The 22270-nt window shown below is 55.4% G+C and carries 12 protein-coding genes; 3 read left to right on the forward strand and 9 right to left on the reverse strand.

Translation table 11 applies throughout. The features are described 5' to 3' along the window. Position 1: 1 nt before the first annotated feature. Positions 2 to 433, reverse strand: coding sequence for a JAB domain-containing protein (locus Fuma_RS27750; protein ID WP_083732374.1), 432 nt, complete (start codon positions 431 to 433; stop codon positions 2 to 4). A 132-nt stretch (positions 434 to 565) separates the two neighbouring features. On the opposite strand from Fuma_RS27750, the gene Fuma_RS27755 reads away from it, so the two are divergent. After that, positions 566 to 910: a hypothetical protein gene (locus tag Fuma_RS27755; RefSeq protein WP_077026984.1), complete on the forward strand. Its 345-nt coding sequence runs from the start codon at positions 566 to 568 to the stop codon at positions 908 to 910. A gap of 78 nt (positions 911 to 988) precedes the next feature. On the opposite strand, the gene Fuma_RS27760 is transcribed toward Fuma_RS27755, so the two are convergent. The 3 genes from Fuma_RS27760 to Fuma_RS27770 form a co-directional block, all read right to left on the reverse strand. After that, positions 989 to 1339: a helix-turn-helix domain-containing transcriptional regulator gene (locus Fuma_RS27760; RefSeq protein ID WP_077026985.1), complete on the reverse strand. Its 351-nt coding sequence runs from the start codon at positions 1337 to 1339 to the stop codon at positions 989 to 991. A 2-nt stretch (positions 1340 to 1341) separates the two neighbouring features. Further along, complete coding sequence (locus Fuma_RS27765; RefSeq protein WP_077026986.1) at positions 1342 to 1740, reverse strand: type II toxin-antitoxin system RelE/ParE family toxin; 399 nt, start codon at positions 1738 to 1740, stop codon at positions 1342 to 1344. A 301-nt stretch (positions 1741 to 2041) separates the two neighbouring features. Continuing rightward, on the reverse strand, positions 2042 to 2644 hold the full coding sequence (locus tag Fuma_RS27770) for a recombinase family protein (RefSeq protein WP_077026987.1): 603 nt from the start codon (positions 2642 to 2644) through the stop codon (positions 2042 to 2044). 526 nt (positions 2645 to 3170) lie between these two features. Here Fuma_RS27770 and Fuma_RS27775 point away from each other — a divergent pair. After that, positions 3171 to 4277, forward strand: coding sequence for a replication initiator protein A (locus Fuma_RS27775; RefSeq protein WP_077026988.1), 1107 nt, complete (start codon positions 3171 to 3173; stop codon positions 4275 to 4277). A gap of 226 nt (positions 4278 to 4503) precedes the next feature. On the opposite strand, the gene Fuma_RS34995 is transcribed toward Fuma_RS27775, so the two are convergent. From Fuma_RS34995 to Fuma_RS27790, 4 genes are all read right to left on the reverse strand, one after another. Further along, positions 4504 to 4671 carry a tyrosine-type recombinase/integrase gene (locus tag Fuma_RS34995; RefSeq protein WP_145944420.1) on the reverse strand — a complete coding sequence of 56 codons (168 nt, stop codon included), beginning with the start codon at positions 4669 to 4671 and terminating at the stop codon, positions 4504 to 4506. Between the two features lie 18 nt (positions 4672 to 4689). Then, positions 4690 to 4998: a site-specific integrase gene (locus Fuma_RS35000; RefSeq protein ID WP_145944421.1), complete on the reverse strand. Its 309-nt coding sequence runs from the start codon at positions 4996 to 4998 to the stop codon at positions 4690 to 4692. Between the two features lie 162 nt (positions 4999 to 5160). Then, a complete protein-coding gene (locus Fuma_RS27785; RefSeq protein ID WP_077026989.1) occupies positions 5161 to 5805 on the reverse strand; it encodes a PEP-CTERM sorting domain-containing protein in 645 nt (214 codons plus the stop codon). 57 nt (positions 5806 to 5862) lie between these two features. Beyond that, positions 5863 to 19488 (reverse strand): S8 family serine peptidase, encoded by a 13626-nt coding sequence (locus Fuma_RS27790; RefSeq protein ID WP_077026990.1) that lies wholly within the window; start codon positions 19486 to 19488, stop codon positions 5863 to 5865. A gap of 1118 nt (positions 19489 to 20606) precedes the next feature. On the opposite strand from Fuma_RS27790, the gene Fuma_RS27800 reads away from it, so the two are divergent. Then, positions 20607 to 20810 (forward strand): hypothetical protein, encoded by a 204-nt coding sequence (locus Fuma_RS27800; protein ID WP_077026992.1) that lies wholly within the window; start codon positions 20607 to 20609, stop codon positions 20808 to 20810. A gap of 118 nt (positions 20811 to 20928) precedes the next feature. Here Fuma_RS27800 and Fuma_RS27805 read toward each other — a convergent pair whose 3' ends face one another. Further along, positions 20929 to 22254, reverse strand: a complete 1326-nt coding sequence (locus Fuma_RS27805) for a hypothetical protein (RefSeq protein WP_218922316.1) — start codon at positions 22252 to 22254, stop codon at positions 20929 to 20931. Positions 22255 to 22270: the final 16 nt, after the last annotated feature.

Below are 22270 nucleotides of genomic sequence, written 5' to 3' on the forward strand. Positions count from 1 at the left end.
CTTACAACCACAGCCCGACTTGCCTGCTGCGGAAGCTGTAGAAGGCATCGGACTCGTTGCCGACAATGACGTGGTCCAACACTTCAATGCCGAGAATGTTTCCTGCCGCGATGAGCCGTTCGGTCACTTTTTCATCCTGAGGACTCGGCTCCACATCACCGCTCGGGTGATTGTGAATGAACGCAATCGAGCTGACACCGTGTTCGACAGCATGCCGAAAGCATTCGCGGGGATGTACAAGCGATGCGTCCAATGTTCCCAACGATATCAGGTCCACGTATTGAATGTCGTTCTTCACCGACAACCCAACGCCCACAAAATGTTCCTTCTGCTGGTCAAACACGTGTTCACGACTCAGCATGAGCTTGGCAACGGAGGCCAGTGTGTCGGCTCCCTTAACCCGACTAAACTCTTCCTTGATCTGTAGTAACACTGGTCCTCGCTACGTTTTTCAACGAACGACGATAGACCGGTGAACATTCCGTTGTCAACATTCGTCGATCAACAGCAGGCAATCGTTTCCGAGACTGGACAGTTCGCGTGAATTCGTGCTACGTCGCTACGCATGTCACAGAAAACAGATTCAGACGCCGGGCTTGGTCAGACAGTTGACAACATCAGCCGCGCCCTCGACAAGTTGAACGCCAACCTGCAGTCCGGAAACCGGAAGCAGGAGGCCAACTTTAGAAGTCTGGCAGATGCCATTTGCGTTCTGTCTGAACAGGTGGAAGTCCTGCGGAACGCCGTCGATGATCTCCGAGAGGAGTTCCAGTGGAAGCACCATAACGAACCGGCTTCAGAAGCGAGCCGTTCCTTCGCATCCGCCGCGAACGGCTCCTCAGCATCAAAGTCGAAAGCACCGCCACCGTCAGCATCGGCTCCGCCGCCGCCACACGGCCGGCTGTTCTGAGAGGCCTCGCGATCGAAAGCGGAGATCTTTGCTCAACGCAATATCGATCCATCAGCGACGTAGTGTATTCGATTGATATCACACCTTTTCGAGTGAGCGTTTTGGCTTCGGTTTACCCTGCGTGACCACGTCGAGTGTGACACCTTCCTGCTTCTGCAGGATGTCGATGATCGCCGCCAGATTGTTCGAACTCGGGTTTCCCTTCGCACTCAGCATCCGCTTGACGCTTGGCGATTTCGCACCGAGTTCGTTGGCCAGCTTCTCAAAACCAATCGTGCATTTCACGAAGTCGCGAAGCAGAATGCGGCCCAATTCTGGTTCACCCGTCACGAACGCGGTGGCCGCTTCCTGCAATAGACCAATACGAAACGCGGGACTCTTATCTGCTCGGTCCTTGATCGTTTCAATGAATTCTCGTGTAAGTGCCATGGTTACTTTCCTCGCTTTGGTTTCTTCTTCTTCTTCTTCGGCTTTTGTTCTTCATCCTTGGGCTTCGCCGCTTTGGCGGCTTCTCGCTTTCGCTGTTTGTAATCCGCCCAATAATCTTGAGCGGTTTCAATGTCGCGTTGCTGCCGCTTTTTCGTTCCGCCAACGAGCAGGATGACAAGGTCGGCTCCGTCACGCCCAAAGTAAATGCGGTAGCCGGGGCCAAAATCCAATCGCCGCTCGGACACGCCCCCGCCCACCGGTTTCACGTCGCCGAAGTTCCCTAATTCCATGCGCCGAATTGCCGCAACCAATCGCGGTGTGACGTCGTCATTCAGTAAATCGAACCACTCCGCGAATGGTGAAAGCCCGCTTTTCGTCTCGTACTGCTTAACCTCAACCATTTTCCACTTTCGTCATCGCCACCCATCTATAGTAACTTAAATGTTACTACTTGGCAAGAAAAAAGAACCTTCGCTGTAGACGCTCAAGAACGGCCTCTGACTGGATCACTCCAGATCTGCCGCCGGTTTGAGGTACAGGTGGATCAGTGCTTGTTCCTGTTGTCCGGCATTCGGCGCAGTCCAGCATTGATTGACAGATACAACAAACCAATTGCGTTGATCCTGCCCCGAGTCAATCTCTCGTATGTTGTCAAGAAATTGCGACCGACACCAGATCGCCGTACTTGTGGTGAAACGACGGTCAGCAATTCTGTTGCAGCACGCGATAGACCGTTGGTCGGCTGACACCAGTAGCACGGGCAATCGCCGCTTTAGGTCGCCCCTCGTCGTTCAATCTGAGAATCGCTTCCACCTGCTCCGAAGTCAGCGACAGCAGTCGCCCCGGCTGTGATCCGCCCCATGTCTTGCCCTGAGCCCTGGCCCGTTGCTGGCCGGCATGGACGCGTTCGGCTCGGATTTCAGTTTCATACTGAGCAACACTGGCCAGTACGTTGGCCATGAGTCGCCCGGCGGCCGTGTTGAGGTCGAGACCATCTTTGATCGACACGAGGCCCACGTTCCGCTGTGGCAGTTCATCGAACAGCGACGTGAGTCCTTTTGCCGTTCTGCCAAGTCGATCCAGTCGCCAGACAACAATCTGTTCAATGTCTCCGGCGTGGACGGCCTTCATGAGCCGGGTCCACGCTGGGCGGTTCATCGTCTTGCCCGAAAAACTGTCTTCGTAGTAGATTACATCGCGACCATCGGCGTAACCGCGAACCCAACGATCAAGATCCGGTTTCTGGCTGGCCGTATCCTGCTGACGGGAACTCACTCGAAGATAGACGGCAACGTGACGTGTCATGAGATCTACGATGCCATGCCGATCGCCTTTCAATCAAGCACGATGTTCTTCCGTCGAGATGCGCGTTGTGAAGCCGGAACTGTCAACGCTCAATCAAAGTTCAGACGTGACACAATTCCGGGCTACCGTATTCACGGGAGGAGGGGACTTTCGCACCGCCAGTCGGCCGAACACTCACCCTTTACACTTTTCCCACTGCCCCGAGCGATGAGTCCGTCCATATCCTGAACACCACGAAGTTATCCACAGCGTGGGTGTGTTTATATTGTGTTTAATAGAGGTGTTACGGCTGTGGAAATGAGTCGCAGGTCCTTGAATCAACGCGACTTTTCAGATCGCCCGGTGTGCAAAGTGTCGTTATGAGGTGTGTGAAGTGTCGTCAACTGGTGTGCAAAGTGTCGATGGCTCGCCTTGGGTGTGTGAAATGTCGAATCCCGCCGCGAAGTGGGTGATGTGTCGTTGTTGGTGTGTGAAGTGTCGAAAACAGCCTGCCAGTGTGTGAAATGACGTTTCCGGTTGACTTCGTGTGCGAAATGTCGTTTCTGGTGGGGTGACCAGAGAATCGACCGACGCCAATCCACGATCTCCCCTGCTGCCGGACCGCTATCCGACACCGGACCTGTTCATCTGCGACATCGTGGACGCCGCGCCCAAGGGCGACATGGCCAGCATGGAGCATCCGCTGTTCAGCCTGTCCACGAAGCCTGACACCCGCATGCGCCGCTATGAGCACAACGACTCGTGGATCGAAATCCGTCCGTCATCCGAAGGACTGGCCACCGTCCACGACCGCGACATCCTGATCTACTGCATCAGCCAGATCATGGCGGCGATCAATGCCGGTCAGAAAGTGTCCCAGACGATGCGATTCAAAGGCGTGGACCTGCTGAAGTCCACCAACCGGATGACGACGGGACGGGGTTACGACCTGCTGCGTGTGGCTTTGGAACGTCTGGCCGGTACGCGCATCACAACCAACATCATGACGGGCGACAAGGAGATCACGCGCGGATTCGGACTCATCGACAGCTTTGAAATCGTTCGCGAAACCCGCGACGGCCGGATGCAGGAAGTCGAAGTGAAACTTTCAGACTGGGTGTTCAACGCAATTGAGTCCCGCGAAGTGCTGACACTGCATCGCAACTACTTTCGGCTTCGTCGTCCCATCGAACGTCGGCTGTACGAACTGGCGCGCAAGCACTGTGGCCGAAAACCGGAATGGCGGATATCACTGGATCTGCTGCGCCGGAAAGTAGGCTCCGGTTCAACGCTCAAGGAGTTCAAACGGCTTGTGAACAAGGTCATCGACGACGATCGCCGCGACAACCACATGCCGGACTACACGCTGCGGCTGGAAGACCGGGCAGGTCCGAACGACGACATCGTTGTCTTTGAAAACCGGGGCAGCATCCCAGCAGTCACCGGAACTAGATCGTCAGATGCCGTCATCCCTCCGCTCGACCCCGACACCTACCACGACGCCCGTCTCGAAGCTCCGGGCTGGGATGTCTACGAACTCGAACGCCAGTGGCGATCATGGCTCGAAATGTCGGGAGCCGAACCACCAAGAAAACCGGACGCCGCATTCGTCGGCTTCTGCAGAAAATGGTTTGCTCGCAAAGGCCGTGGATGAAGCAGACTCTGCATCTGTCAAGTCGCCTCGGCGTGTCGGTCCGAAGCACGCAAAGTCACCGTTTCCAGTTCGGTGCAGGCTTCGCCCCCGGTGACCACTGCTCAGGGGAAATGGCGATATCTGCCCGCACCATCAAACTCGCGGCTTTACGGCGCTTTTGTAATGAGAAATGCCCCAAGGCTTTCAACGGCTGAGAAAACTCTGTTGCCGATGTCCAGGGTACGCTTTATTTTTCACTGATCACATCTGCCGGACTCTTCACCGCCAGCCCCGGCTTGTTCATCACGTGCAAGTAGATCATGGTCGTCCGCACGTCCTTGTGGCCGAGTAACTCCTGCACTGTGCGAATGTCGGCTCCGTCTTCAAGCAGGTGAGTGGCAAACGAATGGCGCAGAGAATCTGGAACGGCGTTTTATACGATACCGACACGATCCGTTGCCGCCTTGAAGAATCGAGAAAACAGCTCTTCCGAAATGTGATGCCGCCGCCTTTCGCCCGAGCGAGGATCCACACTCAACCCGGTGGCCGGAAACAGCCACTGCCAGCCGAAGTCGCGATTCTCGTTGGCGTACTTCCGCTCCAGGGCATACGGCAGATATACCTTGCCTCGCCCATCCACGAAATCGCGATCGTGCAAACGCCGGACGCGTTCCACCTGATCAAGCAGGTCCCGCCCGCAGCGGTCCGGTAACACAGTGATGCGGTCCTCATTTTTAGCCATGACGGGCCGCGAGTACTCGTTCTTGTGCCAGCATGAGTTCTCTGAAATCTATTTACGCAGAAGTACGTGCGACGCAAAAAAATGAGTCCCTCAAATTCTCACTCGAAGCGACGGAGAGGAAAAGACGGCGCATAACTTCGGCTCAACCTTGCCTGAAACAGATCAATCCAGACTGGCAGATGCCGCATTCGATATCCTGCGACGAAGCGCGAACGCGACGGCCAGCACTCCGATAGCCAGCGTCGTCGATGGTTCCGGGACGGCAGTAACGGTGAATGTGTCGCTTACGTGAACTCCGAAGTCAAATGGTGTCGATGACCCAATTCCAGTAATTGAATCGAAATATTCGTTCGACGCCGAAGTCGGCATTGCGGAAAGCGAATGAGATCCCACTGTGAGAGGGGAATAACTGCCACTTGCCAGGAGTAGCGGCCCCAACAGGCTGCCATCCGCTGCTTCCACTTTGCCAGCATCGTAGCCAAACAGTGTAGCCCCGATTGCTTCAAGTTGGCCGAACCCGTTGACAGTGCCACCGGACAGAAAATCGTAGTCGGAAAATGGTGCGCCAATCGTTCCCGGTACGAGAGCATCTGAAGTTGAATCCTGAAGATCCGCGCCGATTGACGCGATCCCGAAATTATCGCTACTGGAATCGCTTACCGTAGCGAATATCTGCCAGTCCACAGATTGCCCAATTGATATCGTGTCCTGATCGACATTGACTGTAAATGTCAATACCCCTCCATCAGCATGACCCAGCCCGCAGGCAAGGAATGTGGCAATTGCGGAACGAACTACATTTTTCATATTGTGGTCTCTTAGTTTGCTATAAGCTGCCGACCGCGTATTCTACGTCGTAAGAACTCAGAGGAGGCTCAGTAAATTGTCAGGTTCGCTGAAGACCTGTGTCAACTTGCTGCTCTCGTCTTTGTCAGAAATGACAGAAGCCTCGTTGCTCCTATCACGATTGTTCAGTTGCAGCACCGCTCTCCAGTTCTGGCTTTCCCGTCTCGCTTCGAATTGCCGATCCAACCTACCAGTTGCCGAAAGCTCTGCTGCTCGTCGATCGTTGGGACGGTTCCGAATCCATTTCTGTGGGGCGCTTGCTGAATTGCCAGACAACGACGAAATTGCCGACACCGCTGCGAGTCCAATGCTGCCGACCGATCCGCCTGCAGGCTGGGAAATAAGCACCATGTAGTCCTCGATTTCCCCGGACGCAGCCAGCCCGAAACTCTGCGTGCCTGGTGTCGCAGTAATCCGGGCCCGAACAGCCACTTGACCGGATACCGCATCGACCGGGATATCAATAGGAATGTCATTAACGCCATCGACCACCACACGGTCATTAATTACGTGTTCGCCATTTTCGGCTTCCCAAAGCCCATTCGCGTCGAAGTCGATCCAGACATTCAGGAACGCCAAAGCCGGTACGGTCGCCGTTACCAATACAGTTGAAGTTGCTCCGGCATACAGACTGTCGAATGTCACTCCGTCTTCATCTGCACCATCGCCATCCGCGTTCGTGGAAGGCTGGCCGTCGGCATCAGCGTCGATTTCAGTCCCCAGTCGCAGGCCGCTGGTTGACACGTGACGAGCTCCGTTTTCCGTCAGCAGAGTTGCGAACTGAGTCGAGGCAGTAGGCGCATCGCCATAGTCGTACTGCAACGGCGTCAGCAGCAGCGGATCAAAGTTGTTCCGGACAACATTAAAATCGCCGAAATTGACGCGGCCGTCGCCGTTTGCGTCGCCGTTTCTGAATGGAGTTCCGAGAAGAGGGTCAAAGGCATTTCTGACCGCGTTAAAATCACCAAAGTTGACTCGCCCATCGCCGTTGATGTCTCCAATCTTCACGTGAAACTCGCTGACCCACGAAGCCGCCATTGATACGTTGGCGGCGCTGGTCACTTCAGTCGTCATCAGCTCAGCGGTATAACGCCCCGTGGACAGCAGCAGACCATTCAGATTCCAAGTGAGTTGTGACGTACCGTTACCGGAGACCGTCGCCGAACTAACGTCTATCGTTTCCTGCGTTGTATGGTTGATCAGCCTGAGAGTTGACGCAGATGCAACGGTGACGGGTTGGTCGAAGGGGAAGCTGATCGTGGCGATGCCGGAACGGTTGATTCCTCCGTTATTGATGATCGCGTCGCCCGTTTGTTGGGGTGGCGGGCCGATGTAGTGGATCCCGAAGTTGTTGCCGGTGACCACGTCGCCGACGCCCACGGTCAATCGAAAAGCGCCGTCGTTGCCTCGAACGTACTCCAGAGCCGTTACGCCAACTGATTCGGAGAGTGTCCGGTACGGCGATTGCATGCCTGTGGTGGGGTTGACAGTGAACAGACTGGTGTTCGACGACATCACGAACTCGGTGCCGGTGTGGGTGAAGCCACCGCTCGCAATCGAGGGGGAAGCCGTTGACAGTTCTGTTGCTGCACCGGTGATGGGGTCGAAGCTGATGAAGCGGCTGTTTGTGTTGTCGAACGCGATGACCATTCCGGTGAAAGCGTCGAAGGCGACTCCTGTGGCAAAAGGCATACCGTTAATGCCGGGGCCGTAGGTTGTTTGGACGCCGGTGGAAGGGTCGATTTTCGTTAGGCGGCTGAACGAACTGAGTGAGGTCACAGTGTACAAGGTGTCGGTTGCTGGATCGTATGTCATTCCAAAGTCAATCTCCCCGCCGGTTGGTCCGATCAGCGTTGCCGCGCCGGTCGACGTATTGATTGAATATATACTGTCGGGATTGAACGCCGTGCTGGCGATTAACTGGTTGTCGGCTGTCCGGGCCAGAGCGTAAAGGTTGACACCTGCATTCAACGCACCAACGCGAGTGACGTCACCGGTGGCCGCGGCGATCGACACGAGTTCCTGCGTGGGAAAGTCGATCGCGTAGAACACCGAATCACTGTCGCCCGGAGATGTGTTTTCGTAACCGATCTGCGTGACTTCTCGCACGACGTAATCGCCGGTCGGTACGTCGGTGAAGACGTAGTCGCCGTTGATATCGGTCAGTACGTTGACTTCACCTGCGTCGAATATGCTGTTGTCGTTGGCGTCAAGATAGATTCTTGTGCCGACCACAGGGCCTTCGCCGGTGTCGCGGATTCCGTTCGCGTTGAGGTCGTGGAATTTCGTGCCGGTGATACTTCCAACAGCCAGACGGTTGCCGAAGTCGACATTCGAAACGACATCGCCAACTCCCACGGACACGCGATTCGCCTGATCACTTCCCGGAACGAATTCAATACTTTCGAGAGCAGCAGAAGTTGACAGGATGAGCTTCGCTGCGCGAGTTCCATCGTTGACGTTGATCTTGAATATCGAATCACCGGATGAGGCCAACACATCGCTGCCGTTGGATGTCAATCCCCGGACGGTGTAGGAGGGTGTTGCGGTGGACAGGACTGTGCCGACTCCGGTTTGCGGGTCAAAGCCGAAGATTTCATCGCCAAAGTTATCGAACACAATCACAAGCCCGGAAACCGGATCGAAGGTAACACCACCTGTCCCCGACAAGTTCGGTACACCGGGGCCAATCGGCGTGGCCTGCCCTGTGGTCCGGTCAATAGTGGCCAGTCGCGTTGCCGCTCCACCACCAACAACACTATAGATCGTGTCAGTGGCTCTGTCGTAGCCAAGTCCACCGCCCAATTGATTTCCTGCCACACCGATCAAAGTTGCCTGCCCGGTTAACGGGTCCAGGGTGTACAACTCATCCGTTTGCCAACTGCCCGCGATAAGAGCTCCGTCATTGGTCACGACGAAACCATTCAATTCGGTGAGTGCATTGTGGGCGCCAATCGTCGTGATGATACCGCTGGCAGAATCAACTCGCACAAGTTCGTGTGTCGATGGATCGAGGGCATAATAAAACGATGGCGAATCACCGGGAGTCGTCTGCACATATCCGTGTGGAACGATGTCTCGAATGCTGTGATTCCCTGCAGGAACGTCCACAAACGAATAGTCACCATTCGCGTCGGTGACAATGGAAACTTCACCACTGTCAAGAAGAGAGTTATTATTGGCATCAAGGTATACCGCAAGGCCGGCAAGACCGGGTTCGCCTGAATTTTGGATGCCATCGCCATTGGCGTCGTCGAACTTCGTCCCACTGATGGTCCCCACTGCCTGACGGATTCCAAAATTAAGGTCGGTTAGCAATTCGTCTGCGATCACACGAACTCGATGAGCACCGTCTTTCGCCGCGACATATTCCAGCCCGTCCATGAACGGTCCGGCAGACATTGTAAGCACTGGAGTTTTGGTCCCTGCCAAAACATCTGTTTTGTAAATGACCCCATTGTTTGCCAGCAACATGTCAGTGCCATTGGAGGTGATTCCAAACGTATTCAGCGCGGGGTTGGCGATTGACAGCACAGTACCGACACCCGTATCCGGATCGAAGCCGAAGAATTCGTCACCGGCGTTGTCAAACACAACGACGAGGCCAGTCACTGGATCGAATTCAATGCCCGTCGTACCTGTTAGATTCGGCACGCCCGGCCCAACTGGAGTCGCCAGCCCTGTCGCCCGACTGAATGTCGCCAGTCTTGTTCCGGCACCGCCGTTGATGACTCCGAAAATCGTGTCAGTTTCGCCGTCATAACCCAAACCGCCACCGATTTGTCCTCCGGCATGACCGATGGCGGTCGCGGCTCCTGTTGTTGGATCCAAAGAATAAACCCAGTTATTCTGCCAGCTGTTTGCAATCAACTGGCCAGAATTGGTGACCACCAGTCCCCAAAGATCGGTTCCCGCATTATGGGGGCCGATAGTTGTGATGACTCCACTGGCGGCGTTGATGCGAAACAAAGTATCGGTGTTATGGTTGATTGCGTAAAAAAATTCGTCAGCGGAAATCGGAGTCGTCCTAACATAGCCAGGTGCGACGACATCTCGAACAACGTAGTCGCCGACTGGGATGCCCATAAATGAATAGTCTCCGTTGCTGTCGGTCGTGGTTGAGGCTTCTGAACCATCCAACACGCCGTTGTCGTTTGCGTCCAGATAGATTGTCACACCCGCCAAACCGACTTCGCCGGTGTCCTGAATTTCGTTGCCATTGGCGTCTTCGAAGTGGCGACCAGTGATGTCACCGAATAATCGTTCATTGCCGAAATCGATTCCCGTAACGAACTGATCAGCAAGCAAGTTCACTGCGTGTTTGCCGGAAACTTCACCACCGCCACCGAGCGCCGAAACATCAAAACCCGCCTGGAATGATCTCTGGAAAACTCCAGCGGGTGAATACACCATCACAGTGCCTACCGAATTATTGAATCCGATGTAGATTTCGCCGTTCATGCTGGTGAGTCCATAGTGACTACCGTTCCCGACGCTTCCGTGCGTAAACGTACTGTTGACTGCTCCAGTTACGGGATCAAGCAGAGCGATTCCGTTCGACGATCCAATCGCACCAACAAGCTGTCCGCCAGATGCATCAGGAAGCTCGCCCAGTCCGCCGAACGGATTGAAGTTGGACGCCGGATCCAGCGTAATACTTTTGACGATCGTATTCGTCGCGGGATCCACAACTTCGATGACATGATTGAACGAGTCATTCAGATAGACCAGGCCATCCAGCACAGCCAGCCCGTCCCAGCGCGGCGTCGTCGGAAGGCTCATGGAATCAAGAACTGCTCCAGTGCCAGGGGCCAGTTCGTATAAGGTATCGCCGGATGCGTCGATGAAGAACAGAGTGTGCCCGTCATAAGCCAGGCCACTTGTTGAACCGACCGGGTCTCCCGGCGCGTCGAAGGAGTTCAGTGTCTCTCCCGTCGTGGGGCTGATTTCAATAATCTGAGTTGCGCTTGCCGCTCGCGGATCGACGGCGAACAGGCGCTGTTGCCCTATGGTTACTGGATAAGTCTGACGAAACCCGTCCGGCACGATCTCGCGCACGATGTGTTCACCAGGATTGAGATCAGTAAAAGTATATTCACCGTTTGCATCTGTGACAGTCTGCTGTTCAACGCCGCCGTCAATGACCAGATTGTCCAGAGTTGCTCGACGCAAGCTGGTCGACTTGGCGATGGCGTAGGAAATGCCGTGAACGGCAACTGTCATCGTGGATGATTCACCAGGTGCGAGTAGTTTCGTCGTGAAACTTCCCAGTAAATTGCCGTAGGCGTCGTAGGCCTGCAGCCAGCCTTGGCCATCTGCATCGATCGCCGTGAAGTCAATGGAAACCGAACTGCCTGATTCGGCGAACCGAACTTCCAGTTGGCGGGAAGAGGTCCAGGCGGTATGACCTTCTCCGTTTCCGAAGACCATTGTTCCTGTCGAAGCATGCGTCGCCGCGACGCCCGCACTTTTTACAAACACGGGAACATCGCCGGCCACAGTGGAAACAACCACCACGCCGTCAAGAAGATCGCCGATGACAGTACCTGCCGGGTAGTCATCAGGTTCCAGAACTGCTCCATCGTCCAAGCGACCGTTGTTGTTGGCATCCAGATAGACGGTGACTCCTGGCAAAGTCGGTTCACCGGCGTCCCGCAGCCCGTTGGCATTGATGTCTTCGAATTTGATTCCCTGAAGTTGCGAAGGGAGTGGATCGTTACCGAAGTTTAGCCCGTCAACAATTCCGGACTCGTACACATTAATCACATGCGATTGATTGACGGCCCCAACGTATTCCAGAGTGCCGAAGTAGATGGATTCGGACAATGTCAAATAATTACTGACTACGCCAGTGACGGGGTCAACTGTGCGGAGTTCTGTGCCGTCTACATGTTGAGACGTCACGAGTGTGCTTCCGGCATACGTTGCCCCCCAAAAGTCCAGCGCTGAAGTTGCGGCTCCGATCGCGGAAGCTACGCCGTTGGAATCAAAGCCAAAAAATTCGTCGTTTGTGTTATCGAAAACAACGATTCGGTTGTTGGCCGCATCGAACGCCATCGCCGTCACTTCAGTCAAGTCGGCGCTGCCGGAACCAATTGCTGTGACGCCCCCTGTCAGGCGATCAAAAGACACCAACGTCCAAACGCTGTTGAAGAACGCCATGCCGTAAATGGTGTCGGTAAACGGATCGTACGCCATCGCCCCAGCGATCGCGGCATTCACATTGCCAATGAATGCTGCAGCTCCCGTCTGAGGATCGATGCTGTAGAATCCATCGGCCCCTGCGGCGTGCGTACCAAAAATCTGACCGGTGGACGTGTAAACCATGCCGGAGATGCTTTCGCTGACCCCGTGCGGCCCGATTGGCGTCACATCGCCTGTCACACCATCAACTTTCACCAGCCGATCAGAAGCAGCGTCTATTCCGTAAAAGAACGTGCCCGCTACGCCAGGTGCAGTCTGGGTATGGGCGGCCGGAACGACTTCGCGAATGACATGAGTTCCGGAATAGACACCAGTAAATTCATAGCGCCCGGTGGCATCAGTCAGAGTCGACACTTCGCCGCTGTCATGCACACCATTGTTGTTTTCGTCGAGGTAGATGGTGACACCGGCGAGGCCTTGTTCGCCGGCGTCGAGGAACCCATCACCGTCCAGGTCTTCAAAGTTGGTACCACGCAGGATGCCATCATCGTTATCTTCTGTTGTAACGGAAACCTGCTGATCGGCCAAAGGGGCGAAGTTGCCGTCACTTTCCTGATCGACAATAGCAATCGTGATTTGTGAACTCTGCGGCCCGTCAGAAACAATATCATCAATTCCGGTGACGGTGACCAATTGTGGGACGTTCCAATTCGAAGAATCGAAGGTGAGTTGGCCAACATCAACTGTCGCCTCACCCACATCATTACTGCTCACTGACAATACAACGCCAGCAAACGGTTCTGCGGTCAGGACGACAGAGAACGTGTCACCGGAACCACTTTCGTTGACCAAAGTGTCGCCGCCAGATTCTGTGACAACGAATCCGGCCACGTCATCGTCGGTTGTTGTCACGTTGACCGTCTCTGCGGCAAGAAAGTCGAATGCGTCGTCAGAATTCGCATCGTCGATGGCAATCGTGATCACCGACGACTGGTCGCCGTCGATGACGAAGTCATTAACTCCGGTGGCGGTGACCGCCTGAGGTGTATTCCATGTCGCCAAAGTAAACGTCAGGCTGACCGCATCGATTGAAACTTCGCCAGGGTCTGCCACGCCAATCGTCAGTACGACGTCCGTCAACGGTGCTGCGGTGAGGAATACATCAAACGCATCATTGCCGCCGACTTCCGTGACGACAGTGCTGCCGGATGTCTGAGTCACAGAGAACCCAGCCACATCATTATCTACCGTGGTGACACTGACCGACTGGTCTCCCAGTGAATCAAACAGATCGTTTGAAGCTGCGACGTCTACGGAAATGATGACAGTGCTGGCCTGATCAGCATCAACAACAGGGTCGTCAACACCGGTGACGGTGACCGTTTGAGGCACATTCCAGTTCGCTGCCGTAAACGTCAGCATTGTCTTGTCAGTAACCGCCTCAGCCGCTATGTCGCCGGACAATCGCAGCACGACATCTGTCTGCGGAGCTGCCGTCAACACGACATCGAACGTATCCGTTGTGCCTGATTCTGACACCGACGTGTTGACTCCGGTTTCCGTGACAGAAAAGCCGGCGGAATCGTTGTCGGTGATGGAAACCGTTACCTGCTGCTCGCCATTTTCGGCACCATTCGTAACAGCGACGATGTCAATTAGCACCGTTTCGACGACTTCGACTACAGAGTCTTCAGTGGCTGAAATCGTTGCAGTTCCCTGAAGTTGTCCGGCCGGAATCACAATTTGATTTGACGACAAAGAGTAATCGCTGCCACCAATAGCGGTACCGGTCGCGGCCAGGTCTATCGTGACATCTGATGCTGAGCTGTCGGAAAGAGTGGCGGTAAGCGTGGCCGCTTCATTATTTTCACCGATGGCAGATGGCGCTACCGACAGTGACACCGACGGGATCGTGGAAGCGGAAAACAGATATTCGCCGGAAGTAAATCCCCGAGCATAAATTCGTGCCTGATAGACGCCGGTTGACGGCACGACGTAGTCCAGGAATCCATCCAGCCCGCTGGCCAGCAACTGATCGCTGGAGTCATACAATTCGACGGCAACATTCAGCGTGTTGTCGAAAAAGCCGGGATCTGTACCCGGCAGAGTTGTCGCCAACCGAAGTAGGTTTCCAGCGTTCGCAGTAAAAGTGTAAAAGTCTTCGTCGCCCGTGCCTTCACTCGCGTACGAAATCAGATCCACGCCATCTGCCGAGTTAATAACGGGTATGGCCATCTGCAATGGAGTGCTGAAAGCCATATGAATTGGCTGACCACTCAGTGGCGACTGATCGATCTGCACAGTATCCGGGCCATCGGCCAATATCCTGACAATCGTTCCCTGACCGTCGACAAGCGGCAGTGCAATCGGGATCCCGGCTGAGCTAACTAGATACAGAAGGTCGCCTTCGAGATGCAATCCGGTTGGAGTCTGCCCCGTCGACGGCAGTGTCTTGACGACCGAATGAGCCGAAAGATCGATCACCTCAACCCCGGCATTCGCCCACGACGCGACATACAGATACTCACCGCGTGAGTCGATAACCATCGAATACGCATAGCCAGTCAGGGGAATCTCCGCCAATACGCTTGACGAGCCGCCGTCGACATCAATCACGGAAACGCTGCTGGACGTTTCGTTGAGCGCATAAAGCCGCGTCCCGTCCGGAGAAAACTCAACCTCCATGGGCTTCTGCCCAGTTGTGAGTCTTGCCATTTCCGTGTGTGTGGCGGTCGAAATCAAAACAAGTTCATTGTCCCGTGACACGGGAACAGCCAGCAGGCTGCCATCGGGCGAAAGCTTCATTTCCGAATACTGAATCGCATCGTTGGCCAGATTGCCAACCACCAGCGACCCAGTCACCGTGCTGTCGGTACCATCCAGATAGACAAAGTAGACCCTGTCGGTGGAATCATTGGCACGCGTGGTATTGACATAGGCAGTTTGACCGTCGGCAGAAATGACAATGTGCCGGGGATCGTCAACGAATCCCGTTAATGTGGCGACGACTGTTCGCGTCGTCAGGTCAATGATCGACACAGTATCGTCGCCGGTGTTTGTCACCACAGCGTGCAGGCCATCCGGAGTGATGGCGATGTCATCCGGGTTCAACCCCACCTCTGTGTAGCCGGTAACGGTTTGTGTGACCAGATCCACAAACGTGAGATTATCAGACTGATGATTAACCGTAATGGCCGTCAATCCATCTGGTGTAACAGCGACATCAAACGGACGGTCACCTTCCGGAATGCTGCCCGCTGGCAGGTGCGATTCCCTGAACGATCCACTGCCGTTGATGTTCAGGACCGCAAAGTCGTCGCCATACAGAAAGGTGGCTCCCACGGCCCGGTAGTCCACGGGGCTGACCGCGACAAAATCTGTAAATGCGTCCGGCAGCGTTGCGACAAGGGATTGCGTCTGCACGTCCACTACGCGTGAATAGCGGTTTCCTGCCAGGACGTACTTTCCGTCAAAGCTGAGTTCGAAGTCAGCGGGATTGACGCCAATGGAGGCAGACGTCGAACCATCCGCGAGATCCAGAAAAATCAGCGTGTTGAAGCCGGCGGCCATCAGGTAATTCTCGTCCGGCGTCAGCAGCAGTCGGCTCTGCGTCAGATCTTCTGTGTTCAGTGTTCGCAGAATTACATTGTTCACCAGGTCAACTTCGACAACCGAATCGCCTCCACTGGCGTACCGTGTTGCGAGGTAGGCTTTGGAACTGTCCGCCGTCGTCGTCACAGAAAGCAGTTCACTGGAAGTGGACAGCGCTGCGGTTTCCGTATCCGTGGCCAAGTCGTAAATGCGAACCGATCCGCTCGTGTTATCCCCGGCTGGCGAAACAAGCGTGGTGCTGTCTGCCGTGATGGAAAAATCCTTGTACACAGGATAGACACCACCGCTGCGGCCCGCCTGTAAGAACCAACTCGTCGCTCCCAGGTCCGGCGAAGCAAATTCCCCGACCACGGCCAGGCTGGTCAGCGAGATTCGCACGAAGTAGTTGTCCGCCGTCGCCACCACGGCATATTGACCGTCCGGTGTGACCTTAACCTTGTAAGGCCATTGACGTATTGTCGGCACCTCAGCCACCACAGTCAGCGTCGCCAGATCGATGACGGCGATATTGTTGCCGCTCGTATTGGCAGACAATGCATGATTGCCATCTGGAGTGACAGCCAGACTCACCGGACCGCCGTTCACCGGAATGTCAGCCACAACCGCACGTGTGGCCGCGTCGTAGACGAGAATGTTCTGACTGCTTTCATTCGCCAGCAAAAACCGCTGGCCGTCTACGGAAAAGACGGCGTCACGAGGTGTGTCGCCTTCCGGCGCGGTATTGATGGAAACAAAGTTTTCGGTGACTGTCTGCACACTGCTCAGCGCGCGAGGATCTTTTGCTCCGTTGAAGTCGACACGCACCACTCCATCGGTTTGCGTGACTGATGCGGCATCGTCCAGCAATTCGGATGGCACCAAAACGCCGTTGCCCGCATCAACGTATTCACCGTTGTACGGCCTCGGTCGTTCATTGACGTCCGTACTAACCGGCGAACCACTGCCGACATGCCCCAGAACTCGACGCGTGACATCAATATCCTGAGCCTGACTGAAGTTGTCGTTTTCTTCTTCACTGATCGCTGTACTGGTCGTAATGTAGAAGGCGTAGTCGGCACTGCTTCCCGTCACCTTCAGCAAAACGGTCCCACTCGCAGACGCCAAATAATCTCGAATCACCAGGTCACCATTGGCGGCAGCAGCGCTGTCGACCAGCAATTGCCCGTTATTCGATCGATGCAGTGAAAACGTCTGGCCTGACGCCGGGGACGACAACAGAAAGCTCACGGGTATCCCGGCCGCGACAGTCAGCTCGTACCAGTCCGCGTCCCCGGAACCGGCAAAGGTTCCCTGCACAGCAAGGCGAGACGCCGTTGCATCCAGACTCGCCCATCCGGAATCAATGGGCTCCGCGTTTTGCCGGGAATCATTCGACGCGCCCCCGTGAGCTTCCAATTCCAGCATGCTGTTCAGGTGCAAATCCAGATGATAAGCGCCCGAGGTTGATCCATTTGATTCCACGATCACCGTGTAAGTACCGGCAGTGGGAAGTACCAATGACTGAACAAGCACGTCATCTCCGGTGACACCAGTCACAGAGGCGACCTGAGCGTCCGTCGTGTCGAGAATTCTGACGCGACCAGCCAGTCCAGCAGCCGGAGCCATTACGACACTCAGCGTCTGACCACCCTCAAGATTAAGGGTGAATGTGTCTGTATCGGAATTCGAATGCAACGCCGCAGACACAGTGGTGGAGTGTATCAACGCCCCCAAAGGTTCGGCGATCGTCAGCGGCTCGGGAAAAACGCCTGTTGTGAAGTCGGGATTGAACGCTGCCGAAAACGACTGGCCCGGAAGTCCAATGCTGTCCTTGATCGCTCCAGTCGGCAGATTGACAGTGATTGGCGTTTCGGACGTGATATCCGTCAGATGGAATTCCACGGTGTCGGCGTCGATAACAGTCGATGAAACCACTCGACCGGAACTCACAATCAAATCCGACGTATCGACAGAACCTGCCGCAAACGGTTCGCTGAAATTCAGTGTGATTTTCGGGTCCGGTAGCGACAGAATACCGTCGCTCACCGGATCGGAATTCACCACCGTCAGGGGACTCTGGTCGTAGTAAAAAATCGCATCCAGTCCGGCCAGCCCGTCGGCATCACTGTCTCGCAGAATCGTGTCGTCTGCCATCAGCATCGTCTGCACACCGTTGTTGGTGACCGGGGTTGTCGAATAGCTAAACGAGATCGTATCCGCATCCACAACTGTGAAACTGTCAGCGGCAACTCCGTTGACTGTCAGGTCTGATGCCTGAACCGTTGCCGAATCAACGGCATCGGAAAAATCTATGGTGAAGGACGTTGGAGCAACCGTCACGATTTCGTCACGTTCCGGGGTTGTTGAGGTCACAATCAATCCGAGCTGTTCCAACGCTCCGAAGGCGTTCGCCAGCTTGCCGGTGACAGTAATCCCCTGCATGGACGGAAGGGCCTCCGCCCCGTTCAGGATCGCCTGCCGAACATCCGCATAGGTGGCGTTCGCGTCGACACTCCAGGCCAAAGCCGCGATTCCGGCGACCTGCGGCGTGGCCATTGATGTGCCGCTCTTGTATCCGTAGCCATTGCCGGGCAAAGTGCTGTAGATACCGCTGCCGGGCGCACCGATGTCGACACTTGTCAGGCCGTAGTTCGAAAACGAAGACCGGTTGCCTGCAGGATCTGTCGACGCAACGGCAATGATGTTGTTGAGATCATAAGAGGAAGGATAGTGGGGCGTTGTGTCGTTATTGGCTGCATCGTTGCCGGCGGCCGCCAGAAACAGCATGTCCTGCGCCTCACTTGCGGCAATCGCATCGTACAGAGCCTGAGAAAACCCTCCGCCGCCCCAACTGTTGTTGGTGAGCTGGAGATTGACGCCATACGACTGCTTCATCATGGTGGCGTAGTTGATCGCTTCAATCGCATCTGCCGTCGAACCATCGCCCGCCGCATCCAGAAACTTCAGCGCCATAATCTGAGACGACCAACTGACACCGACAACTCCCGTCGCGTTGTTGCCGACCGCCGCAATTGTTCCGGCCACATGAGTACCATGAGAATGATCATCCATCGGGTCATTGTCGTCGTTCACAAAATCCCAGCCGTAGAAGTCATCAATGTAGCCGTTGCCGTCGTTGTCGATTCCATCGCCGCTGATTTCGCCGGGATTCACCCAGATGTTTTCCGCCAGGTCTTCGTGTAGGTAGTCGACACCCGTGTCAATCACGCCGACGACCACGCTGCTTGACCCCGTCGTCAGATCCCACGCTTCCCGCGCGTCTATATCGTGATCGCTGCCGGTATTTTGTCCCCACAGGTAACTATAGAACGGATCGTCGGGATTCAGGTCTGCAGAGACAACAAAGTTGGGTTCGAAGGAACGCACACCCGGCATCGCGGCAAGGCTGGCTTCCACGTCCGTAGCTCCGATGCCATCGCGCGTGTGAACAAGGTAATGTCCGGAAGCGCCGAGATGACGTTCAAAGGTCAGCGTAGATTGGGACGGCAGCGTCAGCGGAGCAGGCGGGCCGAGAGGTTCACCGAAGTCCCACGCTTGTTCGGCCCGTGGCAGCGTGTGTAAAGGGTCAAAAGTGCCAATCGGACCGCCCTCTGTCGCCATGTCGTCCAGCAGCGGAGTCGCACCGTCCTCGAATCCGACAATCCACTCGTTGCGGTAGACTTCGGTCTCCCGGCCCTGCCAGGAAATCATGTGTGTCAGATCGTGGTTAGCGAGACTCGCAGCCAGAAGCGTTCGGTCTTCCAGATATTCCGCAACATAGTGACGGGGGCCGGTGCGGCATGATGAGCAGGATTCAATTCGCTTCCGTCGCCTGGGATTCAGTCCCTGAAACAATTTGGCAATGCGATCGGGAAGTCGAACCCGGGTACGAAGCAGACTGCGCGACATCGCCGATTCCTTTGCGTCGAGCAATCGACGCGGGGTCAGAGACAACCAAAAATTATTTGGATCAAGCCGTTCGATAGGACGGAGGCCCCGACGTCCCAACATCTGGAACCTAAGATACGATGCCCCGGCACTGGTTACAAGGCTCGTCTGTCAGGTCGGCCCGTCGCGTTGTTCGCAGGCGGAAGTGCGCCATACAGACACGGTTTTTATGCTCCGGCTGTCAACCGCGTTGGACTTAGACGTTGCAAAACAATGAGTTGCCGGGCTTCTTCGACACTGATTGCGGTCGGGTATTATTCTGCTGTGGCCTACCACAGCAGCCTCCGGCGGATACAGTGAATCCTGTTGAAACCGCCGCGAGGAAAATATCGGAATGTGTCTTGGGCGGAATTGTTTTCGCGCGTTGATTCTTATCGGAACATTCGCCCTGCCATCAATGGCCGACGATTTGCCGGATCGCTGCCTGGTGAAACTCGGCACGGACCGCTTCGCCACTCGAAGCTACCTTCAGGACCTCACGTTCTCGCCCGATAGCCGAACGATTGCGGTCGACGAATGTAATTCTCCGGCCCGTGTCGTGCGATTGTTCAACGTTCAAACTGGCGAACAACGACAGGTGCTGGCTGCCCCCAGCCGAAAGCCGGACCGGGCGACTGTGTACCACTGCTTCGGTCCTATGGAGCATTGCAGTAGCCCGGTCTCGCGGTGCCCTTTGGTGCTCAGAAATGACGCTGTGACTGACGATTGCTCGTTGCTATAGGCTTAAACTTCTCGATTTCCAAAATCGAGTACCCTTTATCGTACCCTTTTTCAGTTGGAAACGAGTGCATTGAGGCGACCGTTTTTCTATGGCTGGCTCGATGCGGCAGTGAAAACACTCGTTTTGCGAAGTTGGAGTGAGATGGGCCCTTCGTTGACATCGTGGAGGTCACAGGTTCGAGTCCTGTTAGGTCCATTGAACGGGGTTCTCAGGTTTTTCCTGCGGACCCCGTTTTTCGTTGGTAGACCACCATTTTCCTTGGTTGTCTCACGATGCAGCGTTGGGCTGTCGTCCTGTCGTGTCCCCTGACCAAGGGGCTTGACGCTTTGCCATCGCAGCATTCCGTCCCGAACGACGAATGAACCCCACCCACATTGTCGTCAAGCTTTGGATGCAGTGCCACGTCCTGCGGGATGACAGCATTACGTATCAGGAATACGTGAATGAACTGAGTTTTCTGCGGTTCCTGAAAACGATGCAGGAAAACAATCAAGCGGCCGAGGTTCCGGAAGGTTGTTACTGGGGCGACGCGTATGCGGGACTGCTGGAGCCCGGGATGTAAGCTAATCTGAATGCCGTAAATCGGCCATTCCTGTCCGACAACCGCTAAGTGCCACCCGCGACAGGCAGGGATGTCTGCCTGTGAATGCACTCTGAGCCCAGCTGCGTTTGAGCGATCCTTAGTCGGTGACTCGGATATCCTGTCGCTTCTTAAGTCGACCGTATCGATTTTCTCCGATCACCCAGACCTGCATCTTGTTAGCGTGCTGTGTTACATCGGCGGGGATGGTGACGTTGCCGGCTTTGCGGTCTTTTTCAGTGATGAAGACGTTGTGCTCGTCGTGTCCATCGGCTGAGTTCTTCAGGTAGACGATGATTGCATTCATGTTGTCGGTCGTGAGTTCGATCTGCCACGGCTCTCCGCGCGTGATTTGCGTGGATGGAAGGCGGAAGTCGAGTTCGCAGACTGAAAACTCGCACGCCTGGCTCAGCGAACCGTCCTTCATCACGCATTGCGCCGTGTAATCGCCGCATGTATCGAACGAACGTTCCACGACGCCCGTGCCAGGGTTTTTGATCTGTTCCACCACCGTATCGCCCCGCTTGATCACCAGTTTGCGGACGCCCTGATTGTCGCGATCCATGACGTTGACTTTCACAGGTTGGGCTTTGTGGTAGGGGACCCAGTCGCCGCGATCGAGGAGCAGCACGCGATTGATTTGTGGGGTCGCTGAATCATCCTGATAGTTGGGGAATAAGAATGACTCCGCCTTGTTGCCGCCGCGCCAGGCATCGAGGTTGGTGATCCGGTACAGTTCCCGGCTTCTGGAGTTGAGGTGGGAGTCGAAGGCTTTGGCGGAACGCAGTGTGTTCTTGGTGGTTTGCGGTCGGCTTTCTTCGACTCGCACATGCGTCACCCTTCCATCCTCACTTCGCACGACTTCTGTCACCAGCTCAACGTGCGAGCCTCCGTTCTTTTTGGCAGGCGGCGTGTAGATGACATCACCGGGACTCGCTGCCTGAGCCGACTGCGGCTCGACGATTGTGACGCCTTCGCGAGACCGCGGGCCATGAACCTTGCTGACGTACCAAATCCCGCATTGCAGAGCGTAGCTGGTGTATGACGAACAGACCTTGCCGTAGTAGCACTCCGCGTTCGAAACTTTGCCGTAGAGATTTTCGGTGTAGATGACGCTCTTGGGATTTTCGACCGCGGCCAAAAAGGTCTTCAGGAAGACATCGAAACCGATGTAGCGACCAACGTGCTTGACGCTTGAATAGGGAACGCCCGTGTATTCCTTGCCGGCTGTGAAGTACCCGCCGCGCTTCGGCATTCCGTCTGCCACCGGTGTCCATTTCACGCGTGACATAATGCGAGCAAACTGGACGGACTGTTCCTGCCAGGAAAGCGGACTGCCCGTTTTCGATTCACCAGGCGGTGCGCCGACGGCTGCTGCTGCAGCTATGAGGTGAAGACTGCAGAATCCAACGGTCAGAGTTCTCATAAGCATTGTCATTAAG

The organism is Fuerstiella marisgermanici (assembly GCF_001983935.1).
GTDB lineage: Bacteria > Planctomycetota > Planctomycetia > Planctomycetales > Planctomycetaceae > Fuerstiella > Fuerstiella marisgermanici.

Coding starts and splice junctions, on each gene's coding strand:
- Fuma_RS27755 (WP_077026984.1), top strand. CDS start 566: ATGTCACAGAAAACAGATTCAGACGCCGGGCTTGGTCAGACAGTTGAC.
- Fuma_RS27760 (WP_077026985.1), bottom strand. CDS start 1,339: ATGGCACTTACACGAGAATTCATTGAAACGATCAAGGACCGAGCAGAT.
- Fuma_RS27765 (WP_077026986.1), bottom strand. CDS start 1,740: ATGGTTGAGGTTAAGCAGTACGAGACGAAAAGCGGGCTTTCACCATTC.
- Fuma_RS27770 (WP_077026987.1), bottom strand. CDS start 2,644: ATGACACGTCACGTTGCCGTCTATCTTCGAGTGAGTTCCCGTCAGCAG.
- Fuma_RS35000 (WP_145944421.1), bottom strand. CDS start 4,998: ATGGCTAAAAATGAGGACCGCATCACTGTGTTACCGGACCGCTGCGGG.
- Fuma_RS27785 (WP_077026989.1), bottom strand. CDS start 5,805: ATGAAAAATGTAGTTCGTTCCGCAATTGCCACATTCCTTGCCTGCGGG.
- Fuma_RS27790 (WP_077026990.1), bottom strand. CDS start 19,488: ATGTCGCGCAGTCTGCTTCGTACCCGGGTTCGACTTCCCGATCGCATT.
- Fuma_RS27800 (WP_077026992.1), top strand. CDS start 20,607: ATGAACCCCACCCACATTGTCGTCAAGCTTTGGATGCAGTGCCACGTC.
- Fuma_RS27805 (WP_218922316.1), bottom strand. CDS start 22,254: ATGAGAACTCTGACCGTTGGATTCTGCAGTCTTCACCTCATAGCTGCA.